Origin of the sequence: Bacillus cereus, assembly GCF_025917685.1 — a bacterium.
In the GTDB taxonomy this organism is placed as follows: domain Bacteria; phylum Bacillota; class Bacilli; order Bacillales; family Bacillaceae_G; genus Bacillus_A; species Bacillus_A cereus_AT.
In genome coordinates this window covers 4,035,495-4,057,958 of sequence record NZ_CP089518.1, presented here as the reverse complement: position 1 = coordinate 4,057,958, position 22,464 = coordinate 4,035,495, and the positions used below count along the sequence as shown (strand labels likewise).

The following is a 22,464-nucleotide window of genomic DNA, read 5'->3' as shown; positions in this document are numbered from 1 at the left end:
TCCTCCTTTTTAAATTGAACGAGTAGTTGAATATAAAATAAAAAAAGCCTTCTAAGAAGAAGGCTTTCGGATTGAATAGAGTCTTCTTCTCATCTGTCAAATCTTTAACAGTTTGCTGGAATTAGCACCTTATTAACAAATTGTTAATGGTTGCTGAGGCGTCATAGGGCCAGTCCCTCTACCTCTCTAGATAAGAATGTTCGTATGAAATTTTTATTATGTTTTTAACTTTACAACAAAAGTTAATTGAATTGCAACTTTATTTTAAATAATTTTTATTTTCCCGCAAGTGTCATTGACTTTTATATTTGTGCATGCTAAATTTATAAAAAATTAACAAACATTGTTAAAAGGGGAACGCATTTCCTTTTAGCTACATAAATAAAATAATAAAGACAACTCTTATTGAGAGCGGTGGAGGGAAAGGCCCTGTGAAACCCGGCAACCTTCAAACGAAATGTTTGAAACGGTGCTAATACCTGCAAAACGAATGTTTTGCATAATAAGAGGAGGAATAATTATGTCCCCCTCTTCAAAGTGAAGAGGGGGTTTTTATATTGATAGAAATGAGGGAGATTCGTGAAATTACTAGATTTATTATCAAAAGGAATTGTAATAGGTGATGGTGCAGTTGGAACATTATTACATTCGCATGGTTTACAAAGTAGTTTTGAAGAATTGAATTTGTCTGATCCGGACTTAATTATATCGATTCATAAACAATATGTAGCTGCTGGAGCGGATGTTATCCAAACGAATACGTATGGGGCAAATGAAGCGAAATTACGTATGTATGGCTTAGAGAATCAAGTTGTTCAAATTAATAAAGCAGCAGTGAAGATTGCGAAAGCATCTGTTACAGAAAGAAATGCAATTTTAGGAACAATTGGTGGTATGAAACATATCGGAGCTGTTACAACAACTGATATGGAAAGGGAGTTTATGTTACTTGAGCAGGCAGGTGCTTTATTAGAAGAACAGGTTGATGGATTGCTATTAGAGACTTTCTATGATGAATTTGAATTACTTCATGCTGTTAAGGTGTTACGAAAACAAACGAATATTCCAATTGTAGCCCAATTAGCGTTACATGAGGCAGGTACGACTCAAAATGGAAATGATGTAAATGAAATATTAAAACAGCTTTTAGATTACGGTGCGAATGTTGTTGGATTGAACTGCCAACTAGGACCACTTCATATGACGGAAGCTTTTAAAATGATATCGATTCCTCAAAATGGCTACTTGTCAGCATATCCAAATGCAGGTCTCCCGAATTATGTGGAGGGACGTTACGTATATGAGGGAAGTCCGGCTTATTTCGAAGCGATGACACCGAAATTTATTGAGCAAGGTATTCGGTTATTGGGTGGTTGTTGTGGTACTACTCCAGAACATATTGAAAGTATGAAGCGTGCTACTCTAAATGTTACGCCTGTAATAGAAAAGGACACGATTCAAAGACCAAAAGTAGTTCATACACACGAGAAACGTTCGAAATCTCACGTCACTCTAGCAGAGAAAGCAAAGAAACAAACGACAGTTGTAGTGGAACTAGACCCACCGAAAACATTAGACACGCAGCGTTTTTTTGAAGGGGCAAGAGCATTGAAAAGAGCTGGGGCAGACGCTATTACTCTAGCAGATAATTCACTAGCATCGCCTCGCGTTTCTAATATGGCAATGGGTGCATTATTAACGAAGCATGATATTCCAGTATTGACTCATTTAACGTGTAGAGACCATAACGTCATTGGGCTACAATCTCATTTATTAGGTTTATCGGCGTTAGGGATGGAGGAAGTGCTAGCTTTAACTGGTGATCCAGCGCGTGTTGGCGATTTCCCAGGTGCAACTTCTGTATATGATTTGTCCTCTATTGAGTTAATTAAAATGATTAAAGAAATGAACGACGGGCGTTCCATTTTAGGGAAATCAATTGGCCCAGCAACAAGATTTTCTGTCGGCGGTGCGTTTAATCCGCATGTAAGACATTTAAAAGCAGCGGTTAAGCGAATGGAACGGAAAATAGATGCCGGAGCGGAATATTTCTTAACTCAGCCAATTTACGATATAGCGTTAATTGAGGAAGTGTATGAAGCGACAAAGCATTTGGAACAACCTATCTTTATTGGAATTATGCCTTTAGTAAGTAAGCGGAATGCAGATTTTCTTCATTTTGAGGTGCCAGGTATTACTCTTCCTGAAGAAATACGAGAGAGAATGGATGGGCACGAAACGAAAGAGTCGGCTATTGAGGAAGGGATTCGTATTTCACAAGAGTTAATCGATACGGCAATGAAATACTTTAACGGTGTTTATCTTATTACACCATTTTTAAAATATGAAATTACAGAACATCTCGTGAAATATGTAAGAGAAAAGCAAGAAGTGAAAGAGGGTATTAATTGATGAAGTGTATAGAAGAAAGATTACAAAATAGCATTCTAATATTAGATGGTGCAATGGGGACGATGATACAGCAAGAGGACTTAACTGCGGAAGATTTCGGAGGAGAAGAGTACGAAGGGTGTAATGAATATTTAGTAGAAACAAGACCAGATGTTATTTTAAAGATTCATAAAGCTTATATTGAAGCTGGAGCTGACATCATTGAAACAAATACATTTGGTGCGACGAATATCGTATTAAGTGATTATGAGTTGTCTCATTTAGATGAAGAACTAAATGAAAAGGCAGCACTATTGGCGAAGCAAGCTGTTAAAGAAAGCGGGAAGGAAGTATATGTTGCAGGTGCGATGGGGCCGACAACGAAAGCGATTAGTGTTACAGGAGGAGTTACATTTGAGGAACTGATTGAAGCCTATACAAGGCAGGCGAGAGGGTTATTGAGGGGCGGAATTGATGTATTACTTGTGGAGACGAGTCAAGATATGCGTAATGTGAAAGCTGCTTATATTGGAATTCAAGCAGCTTTTGATGAACTAAATAAAACGGTTCCTATTATGATTTCTGGAACGATTGAACCGATGGGAACGACTTTAGCGGGTCAAACGATAGAAGCCTTTTATTTATCGATAGAGCATATGAAGCCGTTATCGGTTGGATTAAACTGTGCGACTGGTCCGGAATTTATGAGGGAACATATTCGTTCATTATCTAATTTATCGGAGTGTTATATTTCTTGCTATCCAAATGCAGGTCTTCCTGATGAAGATGGACATTATCATGAATCTCCATCTTCTCTCGCGGAAAAAGTAAAGCGATTTGCCGAAGAAGGTTGGGTTAACATTATTGGTGGTTGTTGTGGTACAACACCAGAACATATAAGAGCAATGAAAGCAGCGCTAGCAACTCTTAATCCGCGTGAACATCATGAACGAGAAGGGCATGGAATTAGTGGATTAGAGGCATTGCAGTATGATGATTCTATGAGACCTTTATTTGTAGGTGAAAGAACGAATGTTATTGGATCGCGTAAATTTAAACGATTAGTAGCAGAAGGGAAATTTGAAGAGGCCGCTGAAGTGGCAAGAGCACAAGTGAAGAAAAATGCTCACATTATTGATATTTGTATGGCGGACCCTGATCGTGATGAAATAGAAGATATGGAAAATTTCTTGGCAGAAGTTACGAAAGTGTTAAAAGTACCGATTATGATTGATTCAACAGATGAAAATGTGATGGAGAGAGCTCTTACTTATATTCAAGGAAAAGCTGTTATCAACTCTATTAATTTAGAGGATGGAGAAGAGCGTTTTGAGAAAGTGACACCTCTTCTTCAAAAATACGGTGCTGCTATAGTTGTCGGAACAATTGATGAAGATGGTATGGCCGTTAGTGCAGAACGAAAGATAGAAATTGCGAAAAGAAGCTATGAATTACTTACAAAGAAGTATGGTATACGTCCGTCTGATATTATATTTGATGCGCTCGTGTTTCCTGTAGGGACAGGCGATGAAGAATATATCGGTTCAGCAGCAGCGACGATAGAAGGAATTCGTCTTATAAAAGAAGCGTTACCAGAATGTTTAACGATTTTAGGCGTGAGTAATATATCGTTTGGTTTACCACCAGCTGGACGTGAAGTATTAAATTCTGTCTTTTTATATCATGCAACGAAAGCAGGGTTAGATTACGCGATTGTTAATACGGAAAAATTAGAGCGCTATGCGTCAATTCCAGAGGAAGAAAAGCGTCTTGCGGATGCGTTATTATTTGAAACGACGAAAGAGACGTTAGAAGAATTTACAAACTTTTATCGCGTGGCGAAAAAGAAAGATGTTATTGTACAAGAAACGCTTACGCTTGATGAACGACTAGCCAACTATATTGTAGAAGGTACGAAACAAGGATTACACGAAGATTTAAGTCTCGCACTTGCAGAAGGAAGAAAACCTCTTGATATTATTAATGGTCCACTTATGACAGGAATGGATGAGGTGGGACGATTATTTAATAATAATGAGCTGATCGTTGCTGAAGTATTGCAAAGTGCTGAAAGTATGAAAGCTGCTGTAAGTTATTTAGAGCCACATATGGAATCTAGCGAAAGTGCGAAAAAAGGGAAAGTATTATTAGCGACCGTTAAAGGGGACGTACATGATATTGGGAAAAATCTTGTTGAAATTATTTTATCGAATAACGGATATGAAATTATTAATTTAGGAATTAATGTCCGATCGGATCGAATCGTTCAAGAAGTACAAGAAAAGAAACCTGATATTATTGGTCTTTCTGGCCTGTTAGTAAAGTCGGCACAACAAATGGTAACAACTGCTGAAGATCTAAAAGCGGCGAATATTGATATTCCAATTGTTGTAGGTGGCGCAGCACTAACGAGAAAGTTCACAGATAATCGTATTTCTCCATCATATAAAGGGCTCGTATGTTATGCGAGTGATGCAATGACAGGTCTTGATATTATTAATAAGCTTCAAAAAGAAGAAGAGCGTGAGAAGATGAAACAGGATAAAAAAGAACGTCATCTTCATATCGTAACAAAAGAAGAGAAAAAAGTAGAAATTCCAGCAGTAATTGAGCCATTGCCAAAATCGGCGGTTATAGTGCCGGACTCAACAAAACGAATTGTATTACGTGATATACCCGTTGCACATCTTGCTCCGTTTCTAAATAGACAAATGCTCCTTGGACATCACCTTGGATTAAAAGGAAATGTGAAGAAGCTTTTGAAAGAGGGAGACAAAAGAGCGCACGAATTAAATGATTTAATAGACGAATTATTGCGAGAAGGACAATCTTGGTTAAAACCGAAAGCCGTGTATCAATTTTTCCCAGCGCAAAGCGACGGACAAAACATTGTAATATATGACCCAGAAGATCATACGCGTATTATAGAGCGTTTCACATTCCCAAGACAAGGAAAAGCACCATATCGTACTTTAGGTGATTATTTACGCCCTATTGGAGATGAGATGGACTATGTGGCTTTCTTATCTGTTACTGTTGGGGAAGGAGTTCGGGACATTGCTGAAGAGTGGAAGGCGAAAGGTGATTATTTACGCAGTCACGCCATTCAATCGTTAGCGCTTGAATTAGCAGAAGGACTTGCTGAAAAAACACATATGCTCATTCGCGATCGTTGGGGAATTCCAGATTCACCTGAATTGACGATGGAAGAACGTTTCCGCACGAAATATAGAGGAATACGTGTGTCCTTTGGTTATCCAGCTTGTCCAGAACTAGCTGACCAAGAAAAATTGTTCCGTTTAATTCAACCAGAGGAAATAGGCATTACATTAACAGAAGGATTTATGATGGAGCCAGAAGCGTCTGTAACGGCTATGGTATTTTCTCACCCTGAGGCAAGGTATTTTAGTGTACTATAGTGTAGAAGGGGGAGACGTATGAAAAAAATAGTCTTTACAGGTGGCGGTTCGGCAGGACATGTAACACCTAATTTAGCCATTATTCCATATTTACAAGAACAGAATTGGGACATTTCTTATATTGGTTCTCATCAAGGGATTGAGAAAACGATTATAGAAAAGGAAGGCATTCCGTATTATAGTATTGCGAGCGGGAAGCTACGCCGTTATTTTGATTTGAAAAACATTAAAGATCCTTTTCTCGTAATGAAGGGTGTTATGGATGCGTATGTAAGGATTCGAAAATTAAAACCGGATGTAATTTTTTCAAAAGGCGGTTTCGTATCTGTACCAGTCGTAATTGGAGGGTGGCTAAATAGAGTACCAGTTTTATTACATGAATCTGATATGACGCCGGGACTAGCAAATAAAATTGCGCTCCGTTTCGCTTCGAAAATATTTGTTACGTTTGAAGAAGCAGCGAAACATTTACCGAAAGAAAAAGTAATATATACGGGATCTCCTGTACGTGAAGAAGTGTTAAAGGGAAATCGTGAAAAAGGTGTAGCGTTTTTAGGTTTTTCACGTAAAAAGCCAGTTATTACAATCATGGGAGGAAGTTTGGGCGCAAAGAAAATTAATGAAACGGTTCGAGAAGCGTTACTAGAACTTCTTAAAAAGTATCAAATTGTTCATCTTTGCGGAAAAGGTAATCTTGATGAAAGTTTACAAAATAAAGAAGGATATAAACAATTTGAATATGTACATGGAGAGTTACCAGATGTATTAGCGGCAACAGATTTTGTTATCTCACGTGCGGGCTCCAATGCGATTTTTGAGTTTTTAACATTACAAAAGCCAATGGTCTTAATTCCGCTATCAAAATTTGCCAGTCGTGGAGATCAAATTTTAAATGCAGAGTCCTTCGAAAAGCAAGGATATGCCTCCGTATTGTATGAAGAAGATGTAACTGTGAAATCTCTTATAAAGCATGTCGAAGAGTTGCATCAAAATAATGAGGCGTATAAAACAGCATTAAAAAAATACAATGGAAAAGAAGCGATTAAAACAATCATTCACCATATTTCAGAGGCATGATGAAACAATCATGCCTCTTTTAGTAGGCTGAAAGATTCCAAGAATTGATATTTTTATGTTACAATAACAAATGGTTAATAGGGAAATTCCAATTAATGAAGCGTGAAAATACGAATGGATTAGGAGTGACTGTGTTGGAGCTAAGTCTCTATGAAAATACTGCACTTATTATATGCTTTGTGTTGTACGTTGGTAGTGTTATTGTTTATATTTCAAGGAAATTTTCACAAGAACGAGAGCTTGAAAAATCAGAGATAACAGCTGAACTAGAAATGTTAGCTGATGAAAGTTATAAAAAACAAAAAATAAAAGAAGACCATGAAGCACCCCATCATTTAAACGCAAATAAGTTCTAAAGATGGGGATTTTTTTTGAAAAAAATCCTATTAACGCTAAAACGGAGTTTCCCCATTTATATAAGGAGTGGATATAGATGAAATTTTATATTGCTTCGGGATTTCAAAATAAGCATCTTGTACGTTTCGTATCAAGCCAGTTGAAAGAAGTAGGATGGCATCATACATATGATTGGACGAAAAATGAAAGAGCAACTAATAGAGAACAATTGCAAAAAATTGGTGAAGAAGAACAAAAAGCGATCCGAGAAGCAGATGTCTTTTTACTTATATTAGATGGCGGAAACGGAAGTCATACAGAGCTTGGAATGGCGATTGCGCTAGAGAAAAAGGTATATATGTATCATGAAGGAAACCCGCTCCAAACAACGTTTTACCATTTGCCAGAGGTTAATGTTTTTGAAGGAGATGCAGCTGAGTTTGCATCTTATGTTATAAATCATATGGAATAATAGTAATTACCTAAAGGTTATAAAAGTGATCTTTTGGGTACAGTGATGATAAGTAAAGTATATAAAGGAGTTATACATATGAAATTAGAAAATGGATGGGAAACAAGTTTTTTAGAAGTTGTACAAAACAGTGAATTTAAGAAAGATGCACTTCTTAGCCAATTGCTTTGTGAGGAGAGCGAAGAAGTAGAAGAGCTTGTTGATGATTACGGTTACGAAGAGATTATTGAACGCGAACATGATGATGAGTTAGCAGAAATTTTAGGAGAAGAACTATTTAGTGAGATGGAGCGAAACGTATTCTTAGCTTCACAGCCAGAAGAAAAACTTATTTCATTCGTAAATGGATTAGGTTTTCACGTGTTAGATTGGATCGTGCTTCTTGAAACAGAATTTGGCATTGATAGCGCAAATTTCACATCGGATGCAGTGAAAATGTTAGAAAAGCGTTTTAAACAATTCCCGTACATAGAAGATAAAACGATTTTTGATATGACTTTTGGAGAGGTAATGGATGTATTACAATCCGTTACAGGATTACAACTGAAAGAAAAAATGAAAATATAAAGAAAAAGAACGTGAGGATATCACGTTCTTTTTTTTACATAATAATAATTTTATCATCTAGCTTTGTTTGTCCAGTAAGAAGTGCATTTAAATACTCTACTTTTCGTATGCAAGCTTGTATATGTCTTTCAACCTCTTGTAACTCTGCTTGGTGATGTGTTTCAATTGGATGAATTTGTACGTTGAATTTTTCGAATTGACTACTATATGTTATTTTTGCATAGCCGCTCATAATATCGGTTTCGTTATGAAATAAGAATTGCTTCGTTTCTTCACAGAATGATACATCCTGAAAGCCATATACTTTTAATGCTTCAATTACTTTTTTAATCATGTTTGTATTCATTTTTTAACCCTCTTTACGAAGTTCTACTTTTATATTATAACATAAAAAAATGCACAGAAAGCGCTTCCAAGTGTATTTTTTTATAAACTTTACGTTTCAATCATAAAAATGAAACAAAGAAAAAATAATTGTAAAGAAGGAAGGACTCTTTTATTGTTTCGTCATATATATAGAGAAATAGTGCAATGAAAGGAAATTTTTCGAGGTGGAGATTGTATTTCCAATTTGAGCGCAGTAAAAGAGGTGAGAATCTTGAACTTTGATATTGTAGGACAAAAAGCATATATAAAAGACGGACCGTATCGGAACCGAATTGGAACTGTAAAGAAAAACGAAAAACAATTAGAATCCCACTTTGCTATTGTAATTGGAGAACAAAGTATTGATGTAGAGCTAAAGGATATCGTATTAGTTGGAGTAGACGTAGGACAATTTCATACATGGTGCGAGCAAAATGGTTATTTGTGAAAGGGACGGGCTGTGAGATAATGAAATATATTTGAGAAAAAGAGAATATGTTATTGTATTCTCTTTTTCTATGTTTAAGGAGGCGGAAATGAAATATAAAGCACAGGAGCTTACATTGGAGTTGAAAGAGAAGATTCAATGTATGGAGAATGAAATAGAGCGAATATCACTTGAACTTTTTGAAGAGTATTCACATGTATACATAGAAAAAAACATGAAATTATGTATGGAATTTGCAAGGGATAAGGAGAATCCCTTTGAAGCGGACTATTGTTCATCAGTTTCCATAGCGGTATTAGATGAAGAAGAGGAGATGATTGAATTTTATATCATTCCAATTTGGAAATGCGAAAATGTTTTTTTAGGGATGCCAATTCAATCGAGAATTTTGGGGAGTAAGAAAATAGGGGAACTTGTTGATGGATCTTACTATGAGATTGAAGAGGAGTTAAAAGAGCAACTAGAAGAATACTTGGAGTGATAACTTTCAAGATAAGATGTATAGAGATGGAACATAATAAAAAAGACGCTAACAGTATAAATTGTTAGCGTCTTTTTTTATTATGAAGCAATCTCACCAGTTTTTACATCATCTTGATTGTACGTATCTTGATCTAATTCACCAAGCCATTTACTAGAAATAAGACCAGCTGTCATAGAACCACTTACGTTAAGAGCTGTACGCCCCATATCGATTAATGGCTCAACTGAGATAACTAGAGCGACAATACCGATTGGTAAGTTCATTGTAGATAATACGATTAATGCTGCGAATGTTGCACCGCCACCAACGCCGGCAACACCGAATGAACTAATAGCAACGACAGCGATTAAAGTTAAAATAAATTGTGGTTGTAATGGATCAATTCCTACAGTTGGAGCGACCATCATAGCAAGCATTGCTGGATAAATACCTGCGCAACCGTTTTGACCGATAGATACCCCAAAGGATGCTGCGAAGTTAGCGATGCCTTCAGAAATACCAAGTTTTTCTTTTTGTGCTTCAATATTTAATGGCATTGCACCGGCGCTAGAGCGGGATGTGAATGCAAATGTTAATACAGGGAACACTTTTTTCAAATATTGAATTGGATTTAAACCAGATAGTGCGATTAATAATAAGTGAATGATAAACATTACGATAAGAGCTACGTAAGATGCTAACACGAAGTTACCAAGTTTTAAAATAGCATTTATATCGCTACCAGCAACTGTCTTTGCCATAAGGGCTAATACGCCGTATGGAGTAAGACGTAAAATTAACGTTACCATACGCATTACGATTGCATATACAGCATCAAGCATCTTTTTAAATAGCTCCGCTTGTTCTGGATGCTTTCTTTTTACACCGAGAAAGGCAATACCGATAAATGCTGCAAATATTACAACAGAAATTGTTGATGTTGGACGAGCACCTGTTAAATCAAGAAACGGATTTGTAGGCAACAGTTCTAATAATTTGTCTGGAATTGTTGTCTTTTCAATAGAAGTAAATCTTTCTTCTACTAATTTCAGACGAGCAGATTCTGCATCACCTTGTTGTAATCCTGTTGCTGATACATCAAATCCTGCGCTTGCTGCGATACCGACAGCTGCAGCAATACCTGTAGTAAGAATTAAAATGCCGATAATAAGACCACTGATTTTACCAAGGTTTTTCGTTAATTGTAATTTTGTAAATGCTGAAATAATAGATACTAAAATAAGTGGCATAACGATCATTTGAAGCAATTTCACATAACCGTTACCGATTAAACCAAACCAAGTATTTGATTCAATAATTACTGTAGAAGTAGGCTCATAAATAAATTGTAATATAAGACCAAATATAATTCCGACTCCTAAAGCGGTAAATACACGTTTATTAAAAGATACATGCTTACGTTGCATATAATATAATACGCCAACTAAAATGAGCATGACTGCAACGTTAATTCCGACAAGCAGTGTATTCATGATAATTCCCCCTAATTCCAATCTGTTATATAGAATATAAGGTAATAAAACCTATAAGTCAACTAGGAAATTACGGAATTAAAAAAAGATGGCAAATTGCGCCACCCTTTAATGTCCAGCTCCAGGGACAAGTAAAAACGTCGTGTAGTATGTAAATCCGATGAAGAAAACGGTTAAATATGCCCCGAATACGTATATATACATACGCTCTGTTAATTTTAAATAGCTTAAAAGTACGAAAAATCCTGTTTGTCCTAAAAATAGTAGTGCGGTCGAATGCATATCCCCTACGTAAAACATAACCGAGAAAATTCCAGTCCAAAAGCCGAGAACGCGAAACATGCGCTCCATGCCATCTCCCTCCTTTTCTAAAAAAGTAAAACCTCTATTCATTATAGTTTATTTTTCTAACTATTGTAAATATTCATTCATATAAAAGAAAGAAGCCAATTATAATATTGACTTCTTCTTAGTTGAAAAACTAAATTTGAACTTTATCCCGCTATTTGCCGGGCAGTAAAACTCCCACCTCAAAATTCGGCTTGAGCAAAGAAGTTAGGTGGGAGTCGGGCAGTCCGTAAACGCCCGATTGGTGCGGGCTAATAATCAGTAGGGGAAGAACAAAACCTCCACTGATTAAAGTTTCACTTTATAGTTACAAGATTTGCATCCATCTAGTAGACTATCGTTTCGAGTTAATTCTACGTTCGGGAATAGGATTTCAAAAATTCCCTTCATCATATCTCCGTGCATATTACAAATTTCAGTTGGATGATGCGCAGCAACTTCTTTAAATGGGCAATTGTGTACATCATAGAAAATTTTTGTACCATCCGTACTTATTTCAAAAGCAGGAGATAAACCAGCTGTTGAGAATGCTTCTTTTGCGATTTGCATTTTTTGTTCTACCGTCAATGCTTCTGCACTTACATTTAAGCGATGCATATGTTGTTGCATTAATTCTTTGCCGAATTGTTTCCCTGTTTCATATAGCGCTTTTTCACCAGCGCTACCTAAGCTTAGCAGTGAATTAAATGCTATCTGTGCTAATAATTGATAATCGCGAAATGGGAATTGTAACTGGATGACATCTTGAGACAAGACGTATAGTCTGCTTGGCCTGCCGCCTTTCCCAGTTTTTTTTGTTTCTGATTTTAGCATATTAACATCTTCTAATTTAGATAAATGTAAACGAGCTACGTTTGGATGAATGTCAAACTCATCTGCTATTTCTTGTACAGTTACGTAACTATGCTTTTGAGAAATATATTTATAAATGTAATAACGAGTAGGGTCAGATAACACACCTGTAATTTTTAAAGCTTGTTCCATTAGGATCTCCACCTTTATCACTTTATCCAAGATATTAACATTATAATACAGATAAACTTCTATATAGGTAATTTCAGACAATAATTCGGAAATTGTTCATAATTTCACAAACATATTTTCCCTTTTTATCTTAGTGAAAATAAAAAATTGCTAATTTTTGTTTTGCAGCTTTTCATGATATATACATGGTGAGGAGGGAAATTTGATGAATGGTATCGAGCTTTTTGCAAATATGATTATGAAAGAAGCTTGTGGGGTGCAAGCATCGGACTTACATATTGTGCCCAGGCAGAAGGATGTGGCGATTCAATTACGGATAGGAAAAGATTTAATTACGAAACGGTGTATTGAAAAGGAATTTGGAGAAAAGCTTGTTTCGCACTTTAAGTTTTTAGCATCAATGGATATAGGAGAGAGGAGAAAGCCTCAAAATGGTTCATTATATTTGCAAATTGATGGATCAGAAGTGTATTTACGCCTTTCAACACTTCCAACAGTATATCAAGAAAGTCTCGTTATTCGTCTCCATTTACAAGTATCTGCTCAGCCGTTGTCTCACCTTTCGTTATTTCCAAGTTCAGCGGAAAAATTACTCTCTTTTTTAAAGCATTCGCATGGGTTACTCGTATTTACTGGGCCGACTGGTTCTGGAAAAACAACAACAATGTATGCGTTATTAGAAGTAGCTAGAAAATGGCAAACACGTCGCATCATTACACTGGAAGATCCAGTTGAGCAAAGAAAAGACGGTTTATTACAAATTCAAATAAACGAAAAAGCTGGTATCACATATAAAACGGGATTAAAGGCTATTTTGCGTCATGATCCAGATATTATTTTAGTTGGCGAAATTCGTGATGAAGAAACAGCAAAAGTAGCTATAAGGGCCAGTTTGACGGGACATTTAGTAATGACAACCTTGCATACAAATGATGCGAAAGGAGCGATACTACGATTCATGGATTATGGTATTACAAGGCAAGAAATTGAACAATCATTATTAGCAGTAGCTGCTCAGCGGCTCGTCGAATTAAAATGTCCATTTTGCAGAGGGAAGTGTTCAACTTTATGTAAATCAATGAGGCAAGTGAGACAGGCAAGTATTTATGAACTGTTATATGGATATGAATTAAAACAAGCGATTAAAGAAGCAAGTGGAGAACATGTTACGTATCACTATGAAACGTTGGAATCATCGGTTCGAAAAGGGTATGCTTTAGGATTTTTAGAAGAAGATGTATATGTTTAAGAGAAAATGGAGTTTAAGTGATCAAGCATTATTATGGAAAAGATTAAGTGATTTATTAGAGAAAGGTTACTCACTTTTGCAGGCGTTAGAATTTTTGCAGTTGCAACTACCATTAGGGAAGAAACTACAGCTACAGCGTATGATCGAGGGATTGAAAAATGGACAAAGTTTGCACGCTTCTTTTCACCAATTAATGTTTCACCCTGAGGTGTTAAGTTATTTGTTTTATGCAGAGCGACATGGTGACATGTCTTTTGCTTTGCGACAAGGGAGTGTACTTCTTTACAAGAAGGATAAATATAGGAAAGATATGATGAAAGTAATACGATATCCTATGTTTTTATCGTTCTTTTTAATGATTATGCTTTCTGTTTTTAACCTCATTTTATTACCTCAGTTTGAAATGATGTATAGTTCTTTACATTCTACAGCACCACCACTTACGGAACAAATTTTAGTTGCAATTAAATTATTACCCTACTTCATTTATAGCATTTTTCTTATCGTTATAACAGGCTTTAGTTTATATATATTTTATTTTCGGAAACTTCCGCCTACTCAAAAGGTAAAGATTATGATCCGTATTCCCCTTATGAAAACATTTCTTATTTTAAATCATTCGCATTATTTTTCCGCTCAATTAAGTGGTTTATTACACGGTGGATTGTCAGTACACGAAGCATTAACAATAATGATGAAGCAAAAGTATCATCCGTTCTTTCAGTATGAAGCAGCCCGAATTAAGCGGCAATTAATTGCAGGAGAACCGTTACAATCTATTATTGATAAAAACGGTTATTACGAGAAAGAACTTTCTTATATCATTACGCATGGACAAGCAAACGGTAATTTAGCAAATGAGCTTGGTGATTACAGTGAGCTCATTATTGAAAAGGTAGAACAAAAAATTAAACGTATGTTATTTGTGATTCAACCTATTTTATTTACATGTCTTGGGGTTATAGTCATTCTGATGTATTTAGCGATGATTATGCCGATGTTTCAAATGATGAATTCTATTTAGGGGGCATTTACATGCAGAATGAAGAAGGTTTTACTCTTTTAGAAATGTTGTTAGTTATGGTTGTCATAACTGTATTATTACTATTAATTATTCCAAATGTAGTTAAGCAGCGATCCTCGGTGCAGGAAAAAGGGTGTGAAGCCTACGTGAAATCTGTAGAAGCACAAATACAGGCATATCAACTCGAAAATAATAAAATACCTACAATCGAGGAATTAAAAACTAAAAAATATATTGCTGTTGATGAATGTCCGAAAGGTAAACCAATCCATATTTCTGATGATGGCACGGTATCAGCAGGGAAATCGTGAAGCAAAAAGGTTTTACTCTTTTAGAGATGCTACTTGTCTTATTTGCTATTTCTGTACTGAGTGTTGTTACGCATTTTAACGTTACTTCATTACATGAAAAACAAAGAGTTGAGCAGTTTTTAAAACAGTTTTCAAATGATGTTTTGTATATGCAGCAGTTGGCAATTAAGCGTCAAAAACATTATACGTTACGCTGGTTTAAAGGGAAACAGATGTATTATATTTCGGAATCAGAGACGGATTTTTTAATTGTTAAGAGAGAATACAATAAAGATATCCAATTTGATTTGCATACCTTTCCAAATCCAATGACATATAATCCGAGCGGGAATATTAATAGAGGTGGTACGATTTTACTTTCCTATCAAGGGTATAAATATGAGATTGTATTTCAGCTTGGAAGAGGGAGATTTACGTATCGTGAAGTGTCAAAAAGGATCAGTAATGGTTGAAATGGTTGTAGCGTTAAGTTTAATAATGGTGGCGGTATCGTTATTACTCCCGCAAACATTATTAATTATGCAGGAAAGAAAAAATATAAACATGAGCTATAAAGCATTAATATTATTAAAAAAAGAAGCGGCCTTGTTTAAGTATGAGGATGGGGAAAAGCGAGAAAAAGAGCAAGTCATAAAAGGGATTGTATATTACACATATTGGAGAGGAGATGAAGTTTGTGCGGTGTGGAAAGATATGAGAGGAAAAGCGATGGAGCAATGCCTTTATGCAGAACAAAGATAAAAAGGAAGCGGGATTTACATTAATAGAAATGATTGCATGTTTGTTGCTTTTATCGATGTTCTTTTTAATTTTACCGCGTCTTCATATTATGGGGGTAGAAAATACACATTCAAAAGGATTAAATGACTGGGAGTGGGATGTGTTTTTAGGGCAAATGCAATTAGAGTTTCGTGAAGTAATAAGTGGGAGGAAGATAGAACGAGAAAATGATGGGAATATTTTGCGTTTCCAACTTCGTAATGATGATGAGGTGACGTATGAAAAAGTGAATAGTAATTTAATAAGAAAAGTAAATATGCGTGGAAGGGAAGTTATATTACAAAGGATTGAAGCGATTTCGTATAAATTAACACCTCAGTTGCTATATATACGTGTGAAAGATATAGGTGGTGAAATATATGAAGGCGTGGTTGTACGCTATAGTGAAATTGAGACAGAAACATGAGAAAACAAGATGGATTTGCAATGCCAGGAACAATTATTTTTCTTATTTTATTAATTTCTTTTTTGATGTGCGAAACGAATATGTTACTTTTGGATAAAAAATTTTATGCTGAAATAGAACAAAATTTTTTCATGGAGGAACTTATTGATCGAGCTATTTCAGATATAAAAAGAGACTTACAGCAAAAAGAAAAAGAGGATATTTTTTTGTTTCAGTATGAAAGAGGAGAAGTGAGTGGAAAGTACATCTTTGAAAATGATGTTATTATCATTTCGTTGCAATGTGTTACAAAGCAGAGAGTTTTCTATACAGTGAGCTTTCGCTATAGGAAAAGGGATAATAAAATATTTGATTGGGTAGAAGGATAGTGTGTAAAATAAGCGGGAGAGAACCACTAATTCCTATTGTGGAGTGAGTTAATTTCTTTGAGGAAAGGGATAAAACGATAGTCAAAAGTTTAAATTTTCTCAAAAAAGAGAAAGGTAGAAAGAATATGATATATTCATGCTATCCAATCATTTTTTCTAGGGAGATAAGGAAATGACAAATAACAATCAAATAGGTGAAAATAAGGAACAAACTATTTTTGATCATAAAGGAAATACGATTATGACAGAGGATAGGGAAATACAAATTATTTCAAAATTCGAAGAGCCTCTTATTGTCGTGTTAGGAAATGTATTAAGTGATGAAGAATGCGACGAATTAATTGAATTGTCTAAAAGTAAGTTAGCACGTTCAAAAGTTGGTTCATCACGTGATGTAAATGATATTCGAACGAGTCGTGGTGCATTTTTGGACGATAATGAACTTACTGAGAAGATTGAAAAACGAATTTCATCTATCATGAATGTTCCTGCGTCGCATGGAGAAGGATTACACATTTTAAATTATGAAGTGGATCAACAATATAAAGCGCACTATGATTATTTTGCGGAACATAGTAGATCAGCTGCTAATAATCGTATTAGTACGCTTGTCATATACTTAAATGATGTAGAAGAAGGCGGGGAAACATTCTTTCCGAAATTAAATCTTTCTGTGCATCCTAGAAAGGGAATGGCAGTATACTTTGAGTATTTCTATCAAGACCAATCACTAAATGAGCTTACGTTACATGGAGGGGCACCTGTTACGAAAGGTGAGAAGTGGATTGCGACGCAGTGGGTGAGAAGAGGTACTTATAAGTAAAAGTGACCAGCTTGTTTGATTGCGAGAAAATAGCGAGTATGTTACGTTTTGTTCTTCATAGTATAAGAAGAACAAAACGTTTTTTTATTAAATAAAGCAACAACTTTCGTTATAATAACAAATAATAACGGATGATTGAGAGGAACGAAAATGAAATCTATATACATAACTGGCTATATGGGAGCCGGGAAAACAACAATTGGAAAAGCGTTAAGTAAAGAACTTCATATCGATGTTGTAGATACAGATCAAAAAATCGAAGAGAAGAAAGAGAAGGCAATTCGGCATATTTTTGCAGAAGAAGGCGAAATGGCTTTTCGGGAATGTGAAAGTGAAATGTTACGTTCACTACCGGTTCAGAATGTAATTATTACAACTGGTGGAGGGATTATTGAACGAGAGGAAAATCGAAAGTGGATGAAGGAAAATGGAACTGTCATATATTTATATTGTGATCCACATGTAATTGCAGAAAGGCTTCGTGAAGATACGACACGTCCACTATTTCAGAAGAAAAATATAGATGCATTTGTAACGAAATTCGAATCACGCCGAGCTTATTATGAAGAGGCACATATTCATATCGATACGACAAGTAAGTCGGTAAAGCAAATCATGAATGAATTAAAGGAAAAGATTAATGAATAAAAAAGTGGACATACTAATCAAGTAGAGGTGATGATAATATGTCTACTAATGATTATGTACGCTTTGTGACACAGCAATTTGTGTCGTATATGGATGCTCCAAAAGAGGATCGTAAACAAAAGAAAGAACAGCGCCGTGCTGAAAAAGAGCCATTTATGAATAAGTGGTTTGGTGTGATGCCGCTTAGTGCAGCTTTGTTTTATCGAAACGTAAAAAATAAAAGAAAAAAATCAAGTTAACTCTTTCGTAATATGTGTAGCAAAATGAAAATCCCCTAGTAGTATCATACTACTAGGGGATTTTCATTTACTGTACGGATTCTTTTTCCTCCGTAACTGCATGTATTTTATTGTTTACCCATACAAATCCAATTCCAATACAAATAGAAATGCCCCACCCAACAGCGGTCATAATAGCTCTCATTTCACCATATCCATCTACACCGAAAACAGAGATGAAATAGATTTTTAAGAAACTTTTTAATATAAATTGAAGACCGAAAAATAGTGTTAAATATTGCAGTGCTGGATATATACGGCTATCTCGGTAAAGCTCACGACTTTTATCGCGGTCATGACCTTGCAACGCAGCAATGTCTGCAGCGAAATATAACATCAGTGGTTTTTTTATAAAGATTGTACATATAACGATAATACCGAGTACGATGTGATAATACGCATCGTTCCACAACATTCGTTCAGCTGATCCAGATAATAAATCTACTGTTGTATTAGAAATGAGTGTAATTAAAATAAAGAACCCTGTTATGTTAAACTGTTTTTCTTTCTTAAAGGTATACAGTGTATAAATAATCCCCGGAGCAGAGGAAATTAACATCGCGTAATAAGGATCGATATAAGGTTTTGCGAATTTCCAAATGAGGAATGGGAATACGAGATAAAAGACAAGATCTAATATAGCTTTTTTATTTTGATTCATATACAGCCTCCTTAAGTCATATATATATTTTATAATATAATTTCTGAAAATTGTATAAGGTTTAATGGGAAAAGAAAAAATAAATCACTTTTTGAGGGATTAGTAGATTGAAAAAATTGCCCCTAGCGTAGTAAGTTTTTTTAGTATATAATAAAGGAAACGCTTTCATTTTTTGTTTTGTTCACAAAATGGACGGAAAATCACATATTTACTATCGATATGTTGCTTTATAATGAAACTAATTAAATATACATGCATACAATATTGTGAAATAAATAACATAAATAATCTATATAAATGTAAACGTTACCAAAGAGAGGTGGAGACAATGAGTAAATTTTTCTTCAATCATAATCCAGCAACACTAGAGGATGGTAGGCTTGTTAAGTACGCTGAAATTATTTATGGAGAAGGTGGCCGTTCTGTATTAGAAAATTTAATGGTGAAGGCATCTATCAGATTGCGTGATCGTTATCCGAATAAATCTGACGAGCAGATCTCGAACCTCGTAAATAAAGGCATCCATGATATGTTTCAAAAATATGTGAGTGAGTAAGTAAGAGTAGCCAATGGCTGCTCTTATTTTTTTTTGTATAAGGATTGTGCCTCTAGCTGAAAATAAGGGTGTATTTTGAAAGACATAAGAAGGAGTGGAACAGATGAGTAATGGTATTGGACGTTCAAAAGAAAACCTTCCAACCGATGCAAATCATGTGAGCGCAAAGGATCGTGCGTATCAAAAACGTATGGCAAAGCAAAAACAACAAGAGCGTAATGAAGATAGAGAGTAACTCAAAATAAAGCTCCTTCTAAAGCAGAAGGAGCTTCTTTAAGATAGAAAATGATTCGCGGTAACATAAAAGAGCCCACCGTTAATAATTTGTACTGTAATGCGGGGTTCATATTGTTCTTGCAAGGCTTGTTTTTCAATTTCATAGCTTTCGGGAAGTTCATCACTTTCTTCATAAAAACGATTTAAAAGATCTAAATCGTGATTCCAGCGCACTCTTGCTTCTTTCGCCCACGTATGGTCATCTTCTGCAATTATATTCTTTAAAGCGTCCTCTATACGTTGTAAACCGCTTTGCGGTTTAATGATAGGCGAGAGTGTAAAACAAAAGTCAGGTATTTTCGGTGTAAGTTTAATGCTTGTTAATGTTTCATGAAAGTTTGCAATCATTGTGCCAGAAATGAGATGAATACCAATGGAGTGAAGGATGTCTTTTTTTCGGTCACATTGATAAGATACTTTAATATTTACACCAAGCCAAGGGTGGAGTGGGGTATGTGTTGCCCCGCTATGTTTCACGTCCTCGTATAACCGTATGTATGAGCCTAGTTCTTTTGTCGTTTCAAAGATTTGATGCAAACGTGGTGAACCGTAATGAATAAGTTCACCATCGTTTTCTTCGTTTTCTGGATTTGTAATAAGAGTAAGGCGCATCGGATTCGGAACGCCTCCTGTTTTTTCAAGATAGTGCCAATAGAAAGGACGGTTCATTAATAATTTATCCATTTCAATTGTTAACTGCACGTCTAATAAGTGAGGGGAACGTTCTAAAATTTCGCAGTTATTCGCCTCAAAAAAGTTATATAAGTAATTATGAATTTCATTTTGCTGCATATCCCTGCACCTCTGCTTCATTGCGCTTCGCAAAATCGATAATAGATGTTAAATTTTCCATTTTGATTCGAATTTCTCCTTCACTTTTTGACTGTGCGAAAATTTCTTGAATATGCGCATCGATATTTTTCATGTTGATTCTCGTTAAAATTTCATCGAGTTCACCGATTACTCGTTCAAATAAATTAATTTTTTCATACAGCAGTTTTAAAATATGCTCTTCAACAGTATGCTTGGTTGCTAAGTTATAAATATGAACATCATTTTTTTGTCCAAGACGATGAATACGCCCAATTCTTTGTTCGAGTCTCATTGGATTCCACGGTAAGTCATAATTAATCATATGGCTACAAAACTGTAAATTAATTCCTTCACCGCCGGCTTCGGTCGCGATTAACACTTGAGCATGATTTTGGAAAAGTTCCTTCATCCAATCTTTCTTTCCCCGTTTAAATCCACCACGAAATGGAACAGAGGAAATTCCATGTTGTTGTAAGAACCATTGTAAATACATTTGCGATGCTCTATATTCAGTGAAAATGACAACTTTATCGTCGATTTCTTTTATAAGCTCTAGAGCTTTATTTGCTTTTGAGTTGAAAGGAATATGATTAATTTTGTCCATTAGCACATCGATATGTGGTTCCTTTATGTAGTGCTCATTTTCTTTCTGTCTTTTTTCTACATGTTTTTTTAATGAATAGTAAACAGCTTCGCGACTACTACATGCTTCCCGTTTTAAAGTTAAAGATGAGAAAGCCGACGTGAAGGCATCTTGACCTCGCCAATTTTCAATCGCGTTATATAACGCTTGTTCTTCTTCATTAAACTCAACAAAAATTGTACGTACATGCCTTTTTGGCCAATCAATTCCAGTATTATGACGTCGATTTCGGACCATTACTTTGTTGATGAGAGCTTTTAAATCTTCATCAGATTCAGCCGAGCGATTTTTTGAAGCATAATATTCTTCAAAATTAGATTGGTTGCCTAAATGACCTGGTTTTAATAAAGAAACGAGGTTGAAGATTTCATCGATTTTATTTTGAACAGGAGTAGCGGTTAGTAATAAACAAAACTTCTTTTTTAATCGTTGTGCAAATTCATAGTTTTTTGTTTTATTATTTTTTAGTTTATGTGCTTCATCAATAATAATAAGGTCATATTCTAAGTTTAAAACGATATCGCGATGCGGCGACCGTTTCGCAGTATCAATTGATGAAACGATGACATCAGCTTGTTCCCAAGAATAACTTTTCTTTTGAGCGACCGCAGGAATAAAAAATTTTGTATTTAGTTCATATGCCCACTGAGATACGAGCGAAGCTGGAACTAGAATGAGTACCTTTTTTACAAGCCCCCGCACCATATATTCTTTTAAAATAAGACCAGCTTCGATTGTTTTACCAAGTCCAACTTCATCTGCTAAAATCGCTTTACCATTCATTTGTTCAATAACATTTTGAGCAACTTCTAATTGATGCGGAAGTGGCGTGAAATGTGATAAGTGTTTTGGTGCTTGTAATCCATCAAAAGTAGGGACGAGTAATGATTTTTCAGTTTTATAAGCTAATTGATATAAATCCCAATTTGTCCAAGGACCATCTTCATCAATTCTTTTTAAAAAATTATTTTGCCACGTTCGATCTACGGAAATATCGACATTCATTCAGACGCTCCCACCTTTTATAAACTAAAGTGATTATTAAAAAAATCTTTATTATAAGCCTTGTTATAAGGCATTATCACAATTACTAAAAGTTAAAGAATAAGCAGTGATAAAGGGATAAATCTCAAAAGTTGTATTTAATAAGAATAAGAATAAAAAATTCTAAATTATTTTTTATGCTAGAATATTGATGAAATATAGCGAATAATGTTAGGATAATGGTGTGAAATGTATGGAATCTTTCGTATTTTATCCAAGA

Annotated in this window: 27 protein-coding genes, 1 pseudogene and 2 riboswitches; of the genes and pseudogenes, 20 read left to right on the top strand and 8 right to left on the bottom strand. The window is 35.3% G+C overall.

The genetic code is table 11. The features are described from left to right. Positions 1-86: 86 nt before the first annotated feature. Positions 87-197, bottom strand: a riboswitch (SAM riboswitch). A 202-nt stretch (positions 198-399) separates the two neighbouring features. Continuing rightward, positions 400-509: riboswitch (SAM riboswitch) on the top strand. Between the two features lie 70 nt (positions 510-579). The 6 genes from LUS72_RS21075 (at position 580) to LUS72_RS21050 (ending at position 8,262) form a co-directional block, all read left to right on the top strand. Then, positions 580-2,412, top strand: coding sequence for a bifunctional homocysteine S-methyltransferase/methylenetetrahydrofolate reductase (locus tag LUS72_RS21075; protein WP_097830687.1), 1,833 nt, complete (start codon positions 580-582; stop codon positions 2,410-2,412). Then, positions 2,412-5,810: a methionine synthase gene (gene metH, locus LUS72_RS21070; RefSeq protein WP_097830688.1), complete on the top strand. Its 3,399-nt coding sequence runs from the start codon at positions 2,412-2,414 to the stop codon at positions 5,808-5,810. The genes LUS72_RS21075 and metH overlap by 1 nt, the downstream gene beginning before the upstream one ends. Positions 5,811-5,828: 18 nt before the next feature. After that, complete coding sequence (gene murG / locus LUS72_RS21065) at positions 5,829-6,887, top strand: undecaprenyldiphospho-muramoylpentapeptide beta-N-acetylglucosaminyltransferase (protein ID WP_097830689.1); 1,059 nt, start codon at positions 5,829-5,831, stop codon at positions 6,885-6,887. A gap of 95 nt (positions 6,888-6,982) precedes the next feature. After that, positions 6,983-7,243, top strand: a complete 261-nt coding sequence (locus LUS72_RS21060; RefSeq protein WP_083596079.1) for a DUF3966 domain-containing protein — start codon at positions 6,983-6,985, stop codon at positions 7,241-7,243. Between the two features lie 77 nt (positions 7,244-7,320). Continuing rightward, positions 7,321-7,695 carry a nucleoside 2-deoxyribosyltransferase gene (locus LUS72_RS21055; RefSeq protein WP_097830690.1) on the top strand — a complete coding sequence of 125 codons (375 nt, stop codon included), beginning with the start codon at positions 7,321-7,323 and terminating at the stop codon, positions 7,693-7,695. Between the two features lie 78 nt (positions 7,696-7,773). Further along, positions 7,774-8,262 (top strand): hypothetical protein, encoded by a 489-nt coding sequence (locus tag LUS72_RS21050; protein WP_141533533.1) that lies wholly within the window; start codon positions 7,774-7,776, stop codon positions 8,260-8,262. A gap of 34 nt (positions 8,263-8,296) precedes the next feature. Here the strand turns inward: LUS72_RS21050 and LUS72_RS21045 are convergent, their stop codons facing one another. Next, positions 8,297-8,608, bottom strand: a complete 312-nt coding sequence (locus tag LUS72_RS21045) for a hypothetical protein (RefSeq protein WP_001095549.1) — start codon at positions 8,606-8,608, stop codon at positions 8,297-8,299. 252 nt (positions 8,609-8,860) lie between these two features. On the opposite strand from LUS72_RS21045, the gene LUS72_RS21040 reads away from it, so the two are divergent. Both LUS72_RS21040 and LUS72_RS21035 read left to right on the top strand, forming a co-directional pair. Beyond that, the gene (locus LUS72_RS21040; protein ID WP_141533532.1) at positions 8,861-9,076 is read left to right on the top strand and encodes a DUF3912 family protein; all 216 of its coding nucleotides are present in this window, start codon (positions 8,861-8,863) and stop codon (positions 9,074-9,076) included. Positions 9,077-9,146: 70 nt separating this feature from the next. After that, positions 9,147-9,557 carry a hypothetical protein gene (locus tag LUS72_RS21035; RefSeq protein WP_141533531.1) on the top strand — a complete coding sequence of 137 codons (411 nt, stop codon included), beginning with the start codon at positions 9,147-9,149 and terminating at the stop codon, positions 9,555-9,557. 80 nt (positions 9,558-9,637) lie between these two features. Here LUS72_RS21035 and LUS72_RS21030 read toward each other — a convergent pair whose 3' ends face one another. The 3 genes from LUS72_RS21030 to LUS72_RS21020 form a co-directional block, all read right to left on the bottom strand. After that, on the bottom strand, positions 9,638-11,032 hold the full coding sequence (locus tag LUS72_RS21030; protein ID WP_097830694.1) for an L-cystine transporter: 1,395 nt from the start codon (positions 11,030-11,032) through the stop codon (positions 9,638-9,640). A gap of 108 nt (positions 11,033-11,140) precedes the next feature. Beyond that, positions 11,141-11,383: a DUF2626 domain-containing protein gene (locus LUS72_RS21025; RefSeq protein WP_000440713.1), complete on the bottom strand. Its 243-nt coding sequence runs from the start codon at positions 11,381-11,383 to the stop codon at positions 11,141-11,143. 285 nt (positions 11,384-11,668) lie between these two features. After that, positions 11,669-12,364 carry a helix-turn-helix transcriptional regulator gene (locus LUS72_RS21020; protein ID WP_097830695.1) on the bottom strand — a complete coding sequence of 232 codons (696 nt, stop codon included), beginning with the start codon at positions 12,362-12,364 and terminating at the stop codon, positions 11,669-11,671. Between the two features lie 205 nt (positions 12,365-12,569). Between LUS72_RS21020 and comGA the strand changes: the two genes are divergently transcribed. The 10 genes from comGA (at position 12,570) to LUS72_RS20970 (ending at position 18,212) form a co-directional block, all read left to right on the top strand. Then, entirely contained in the window at positions 12,570-13,613 is a 1,044-nt protein-coding gene (comGA, locus tag LUS72_RS21015; protein WP_097830696.1) for a competence type IV pilus ATPase ComGA, read from the top strand. Next, on the top strand, positions 13,600-14,637 hold the full coding sequence (comGB, locus tag LUS72_RS21010) for a competence type IV pilus assembly protein ComGB (protein WP_141533530.1): 1,038 nt from the start codon (positions 13,600-13,602) through the stop codon (positions 14,635-14,637). The genes comGA and comGB overlap by 14 nt, the downstream gene beginning before the upstream one ends. A gap of 11 nt (positions 14,638-14,648) precedes the next feature. Continuing rightward, positions 14,649-14,948: a competence type IV pilus major pilin ComGC gene (gene comGC, locus LUS72_RS21005; protein WP_002145747.1), complete on the top strand. Its 300-nt coding sequence runs from the start codon at positions 14,649-14,651 to the stop codon at positions 14,946-14,948. Next, positions 14,945-15,400 (top strand): competence type IV pilus minor pilin ComGD, encoded by a 456-nt coding sequence (comGD, locus tag LUS72_RS21000; protein WP_097830698.1) that lies wholly within the window; start codon positions 14,945-14,947, stop codon positions 15,398-15,400. Before comGC ends, comGD begins: the two co-directional genes overlap by 4 nt. Next, positions 15,393-15,689, top strand: coding sequence for a competence protein ComG (locus LUS72_RS20995; RefSeq protein WP_097830699.1), 297 nt, complete (start codon positions 15,393-15,395; stop codon positions 15,687-15,689). The genes comGD and LUS72_RS20995 overlap by 8 nt, the downstream gene beginning before the upstream one ends. Then, entirely contained in the window at positions 15,673-16,134 is a 462-nt protein-coding gene (gene comGF, locus LUS72_RS20990; RefSeq protein WP_097830700.1) for a competence type IV pilus minor pilin ComGF, read from the top strand. The genes LUS72_RS20995 and comGF overlap by 17 nt, the downstream gene beginning before the upstream one ends. Beyond that, positions 16,131-16,502: a competence type IV pilus minor pilin ComGG gene (gene comGG, locus LUS72_RS20985; RefSeq protein ID WP_097830701.1), complete on the top strand. Its 372-nt coding sequence runs from the start codon at positions 16,131-16,133 to the stop codon at positions 16,500-16,502. Before comGF ends, comGG begins: the two co-directional genes overlap by 4 nt. 172 nt (positions 16,503-16,674) lie before the next feature. Further along, the gene (locus LUS72_RS20980; RefSeq protein WP_097830702.1) at positions 16,675-17,325 is read left to right on the top strand and encodes a 2OG-Fe(II) oxygenase; all 651 of its coding nucleotides are present in this window, start codon (positions 16,675-16,677) and stop codon (positions 17,323-17,325) included. A 150-nt stretch (positions 17,326-17,475) separates the two neighbouring features. Next, a complete protein-coding gene (locus LUS72_RS20975) occupies positions 17,476-17,973 on the top strand; it encodes a shikimate kinase (RefSeq protein WP_097830703.1) in 498 nt (165 codons plus the stop codon). 38 nt (positions 17,974-18,011) lie between these two features. Beyond that, positions 18,012-18,212, top strand: coding sequence for a YqzE family protein (locus LUS72_RS20970; RefSeq protein ID WP_000106081.1), 201 nt, complete (start codon positions 18,012-18,014; stop codon positions 18,210-18,212). Between the two features lie 67 nt (positions 18,213-18,279). Here the strand turns inward: LUS72_RS20970 and LUS72_RS20965 are convergent, their stop codons facing one another. After that, on the bottom strand, positions 18,280-18,912 hold the full coding sequence (locus LUS72_RS20965) for a VC0807 family protein (RefSeq protein ID WP_097830704.1): 633 nt from the start codon (positions 18,910-18,912) through the stop codon (positions 18,280-18,282). A 140-nt stretch (positions 18,913-19,052) separates the two neighbouring features. Further along, positions 19,053-19,170: pseudogene (locus LUS72_RS20960) on the bottom strand (GTP pyrophosphokinase). 70 nt (positions 19,171-19,240) lie between these two features. On the opposite strand from LUS72_RS20960, the gene LUS72_RS20955 reads away from it, so the two are divergent. Both LUS72_RS20955 and LUS72_RS20950 read left to right on the top strand, forming a co-directional pair. Beyond that, positions 19,241-19,468 carry a hypothetical protein gene (locus tag LUS72_RS20955; protein WP_071747114.1) on the top strand — a complete coding sequence of 76 codons (228 nt, stop codon included), beginning with the start codon at positions 19,241-19,243 and terminating at the stop codon, positions 19,466-19,468. Between the two features lie 103 nt (positions 19,469-19,571). Then, positions 19,572-19,703: a hypothetical protein gene (locus LUS72_RS20950; protein WP_000064668.1), complete on the top strand. Its 132-nt coding sequence runs from the start codon at positions 19,572-19,574 to the stop codon at positions 19,701-19,703. A 38-nt stretch (positions 19,704-19,741) separates the two neighbouring features. On the opposite strand, the gene LUS72_RS20945 is transcribed toward LUS72_RS20950, so the two are convergent. Together LUS72_RS20945 and LUS72_RS20940 are read right to left on the bottom strand one after the other, a co-directional pair. After that, positions 19,742-20,536 (bottom strand): YqhG family protein, encoded by a 795-nt coding sequence (locus LUS72_RS20945; protein ID WP_097830705.1) that lies wholly within the window; start codon positions 20,534-20,536, stop codon positions 19,742-19,744. After that, positions 20,523-22,205, bottom strand: a complete 1,683-nt coding sequence (locus LUS72_RS20940) for a DEAD/DEAH box helicase (RefSeq protein ID WP_097830706.1) — start codon at positions 22,203-22,205, stop codon at positions 20,523-20,525. The genes LUS72_RS20945 and LUS72_RS20940 overlap by 14 nt, the downstream gene beginning before the upstream one ends. Positions 22,206-22,464 lie beyond the last annotated feature (259 nt).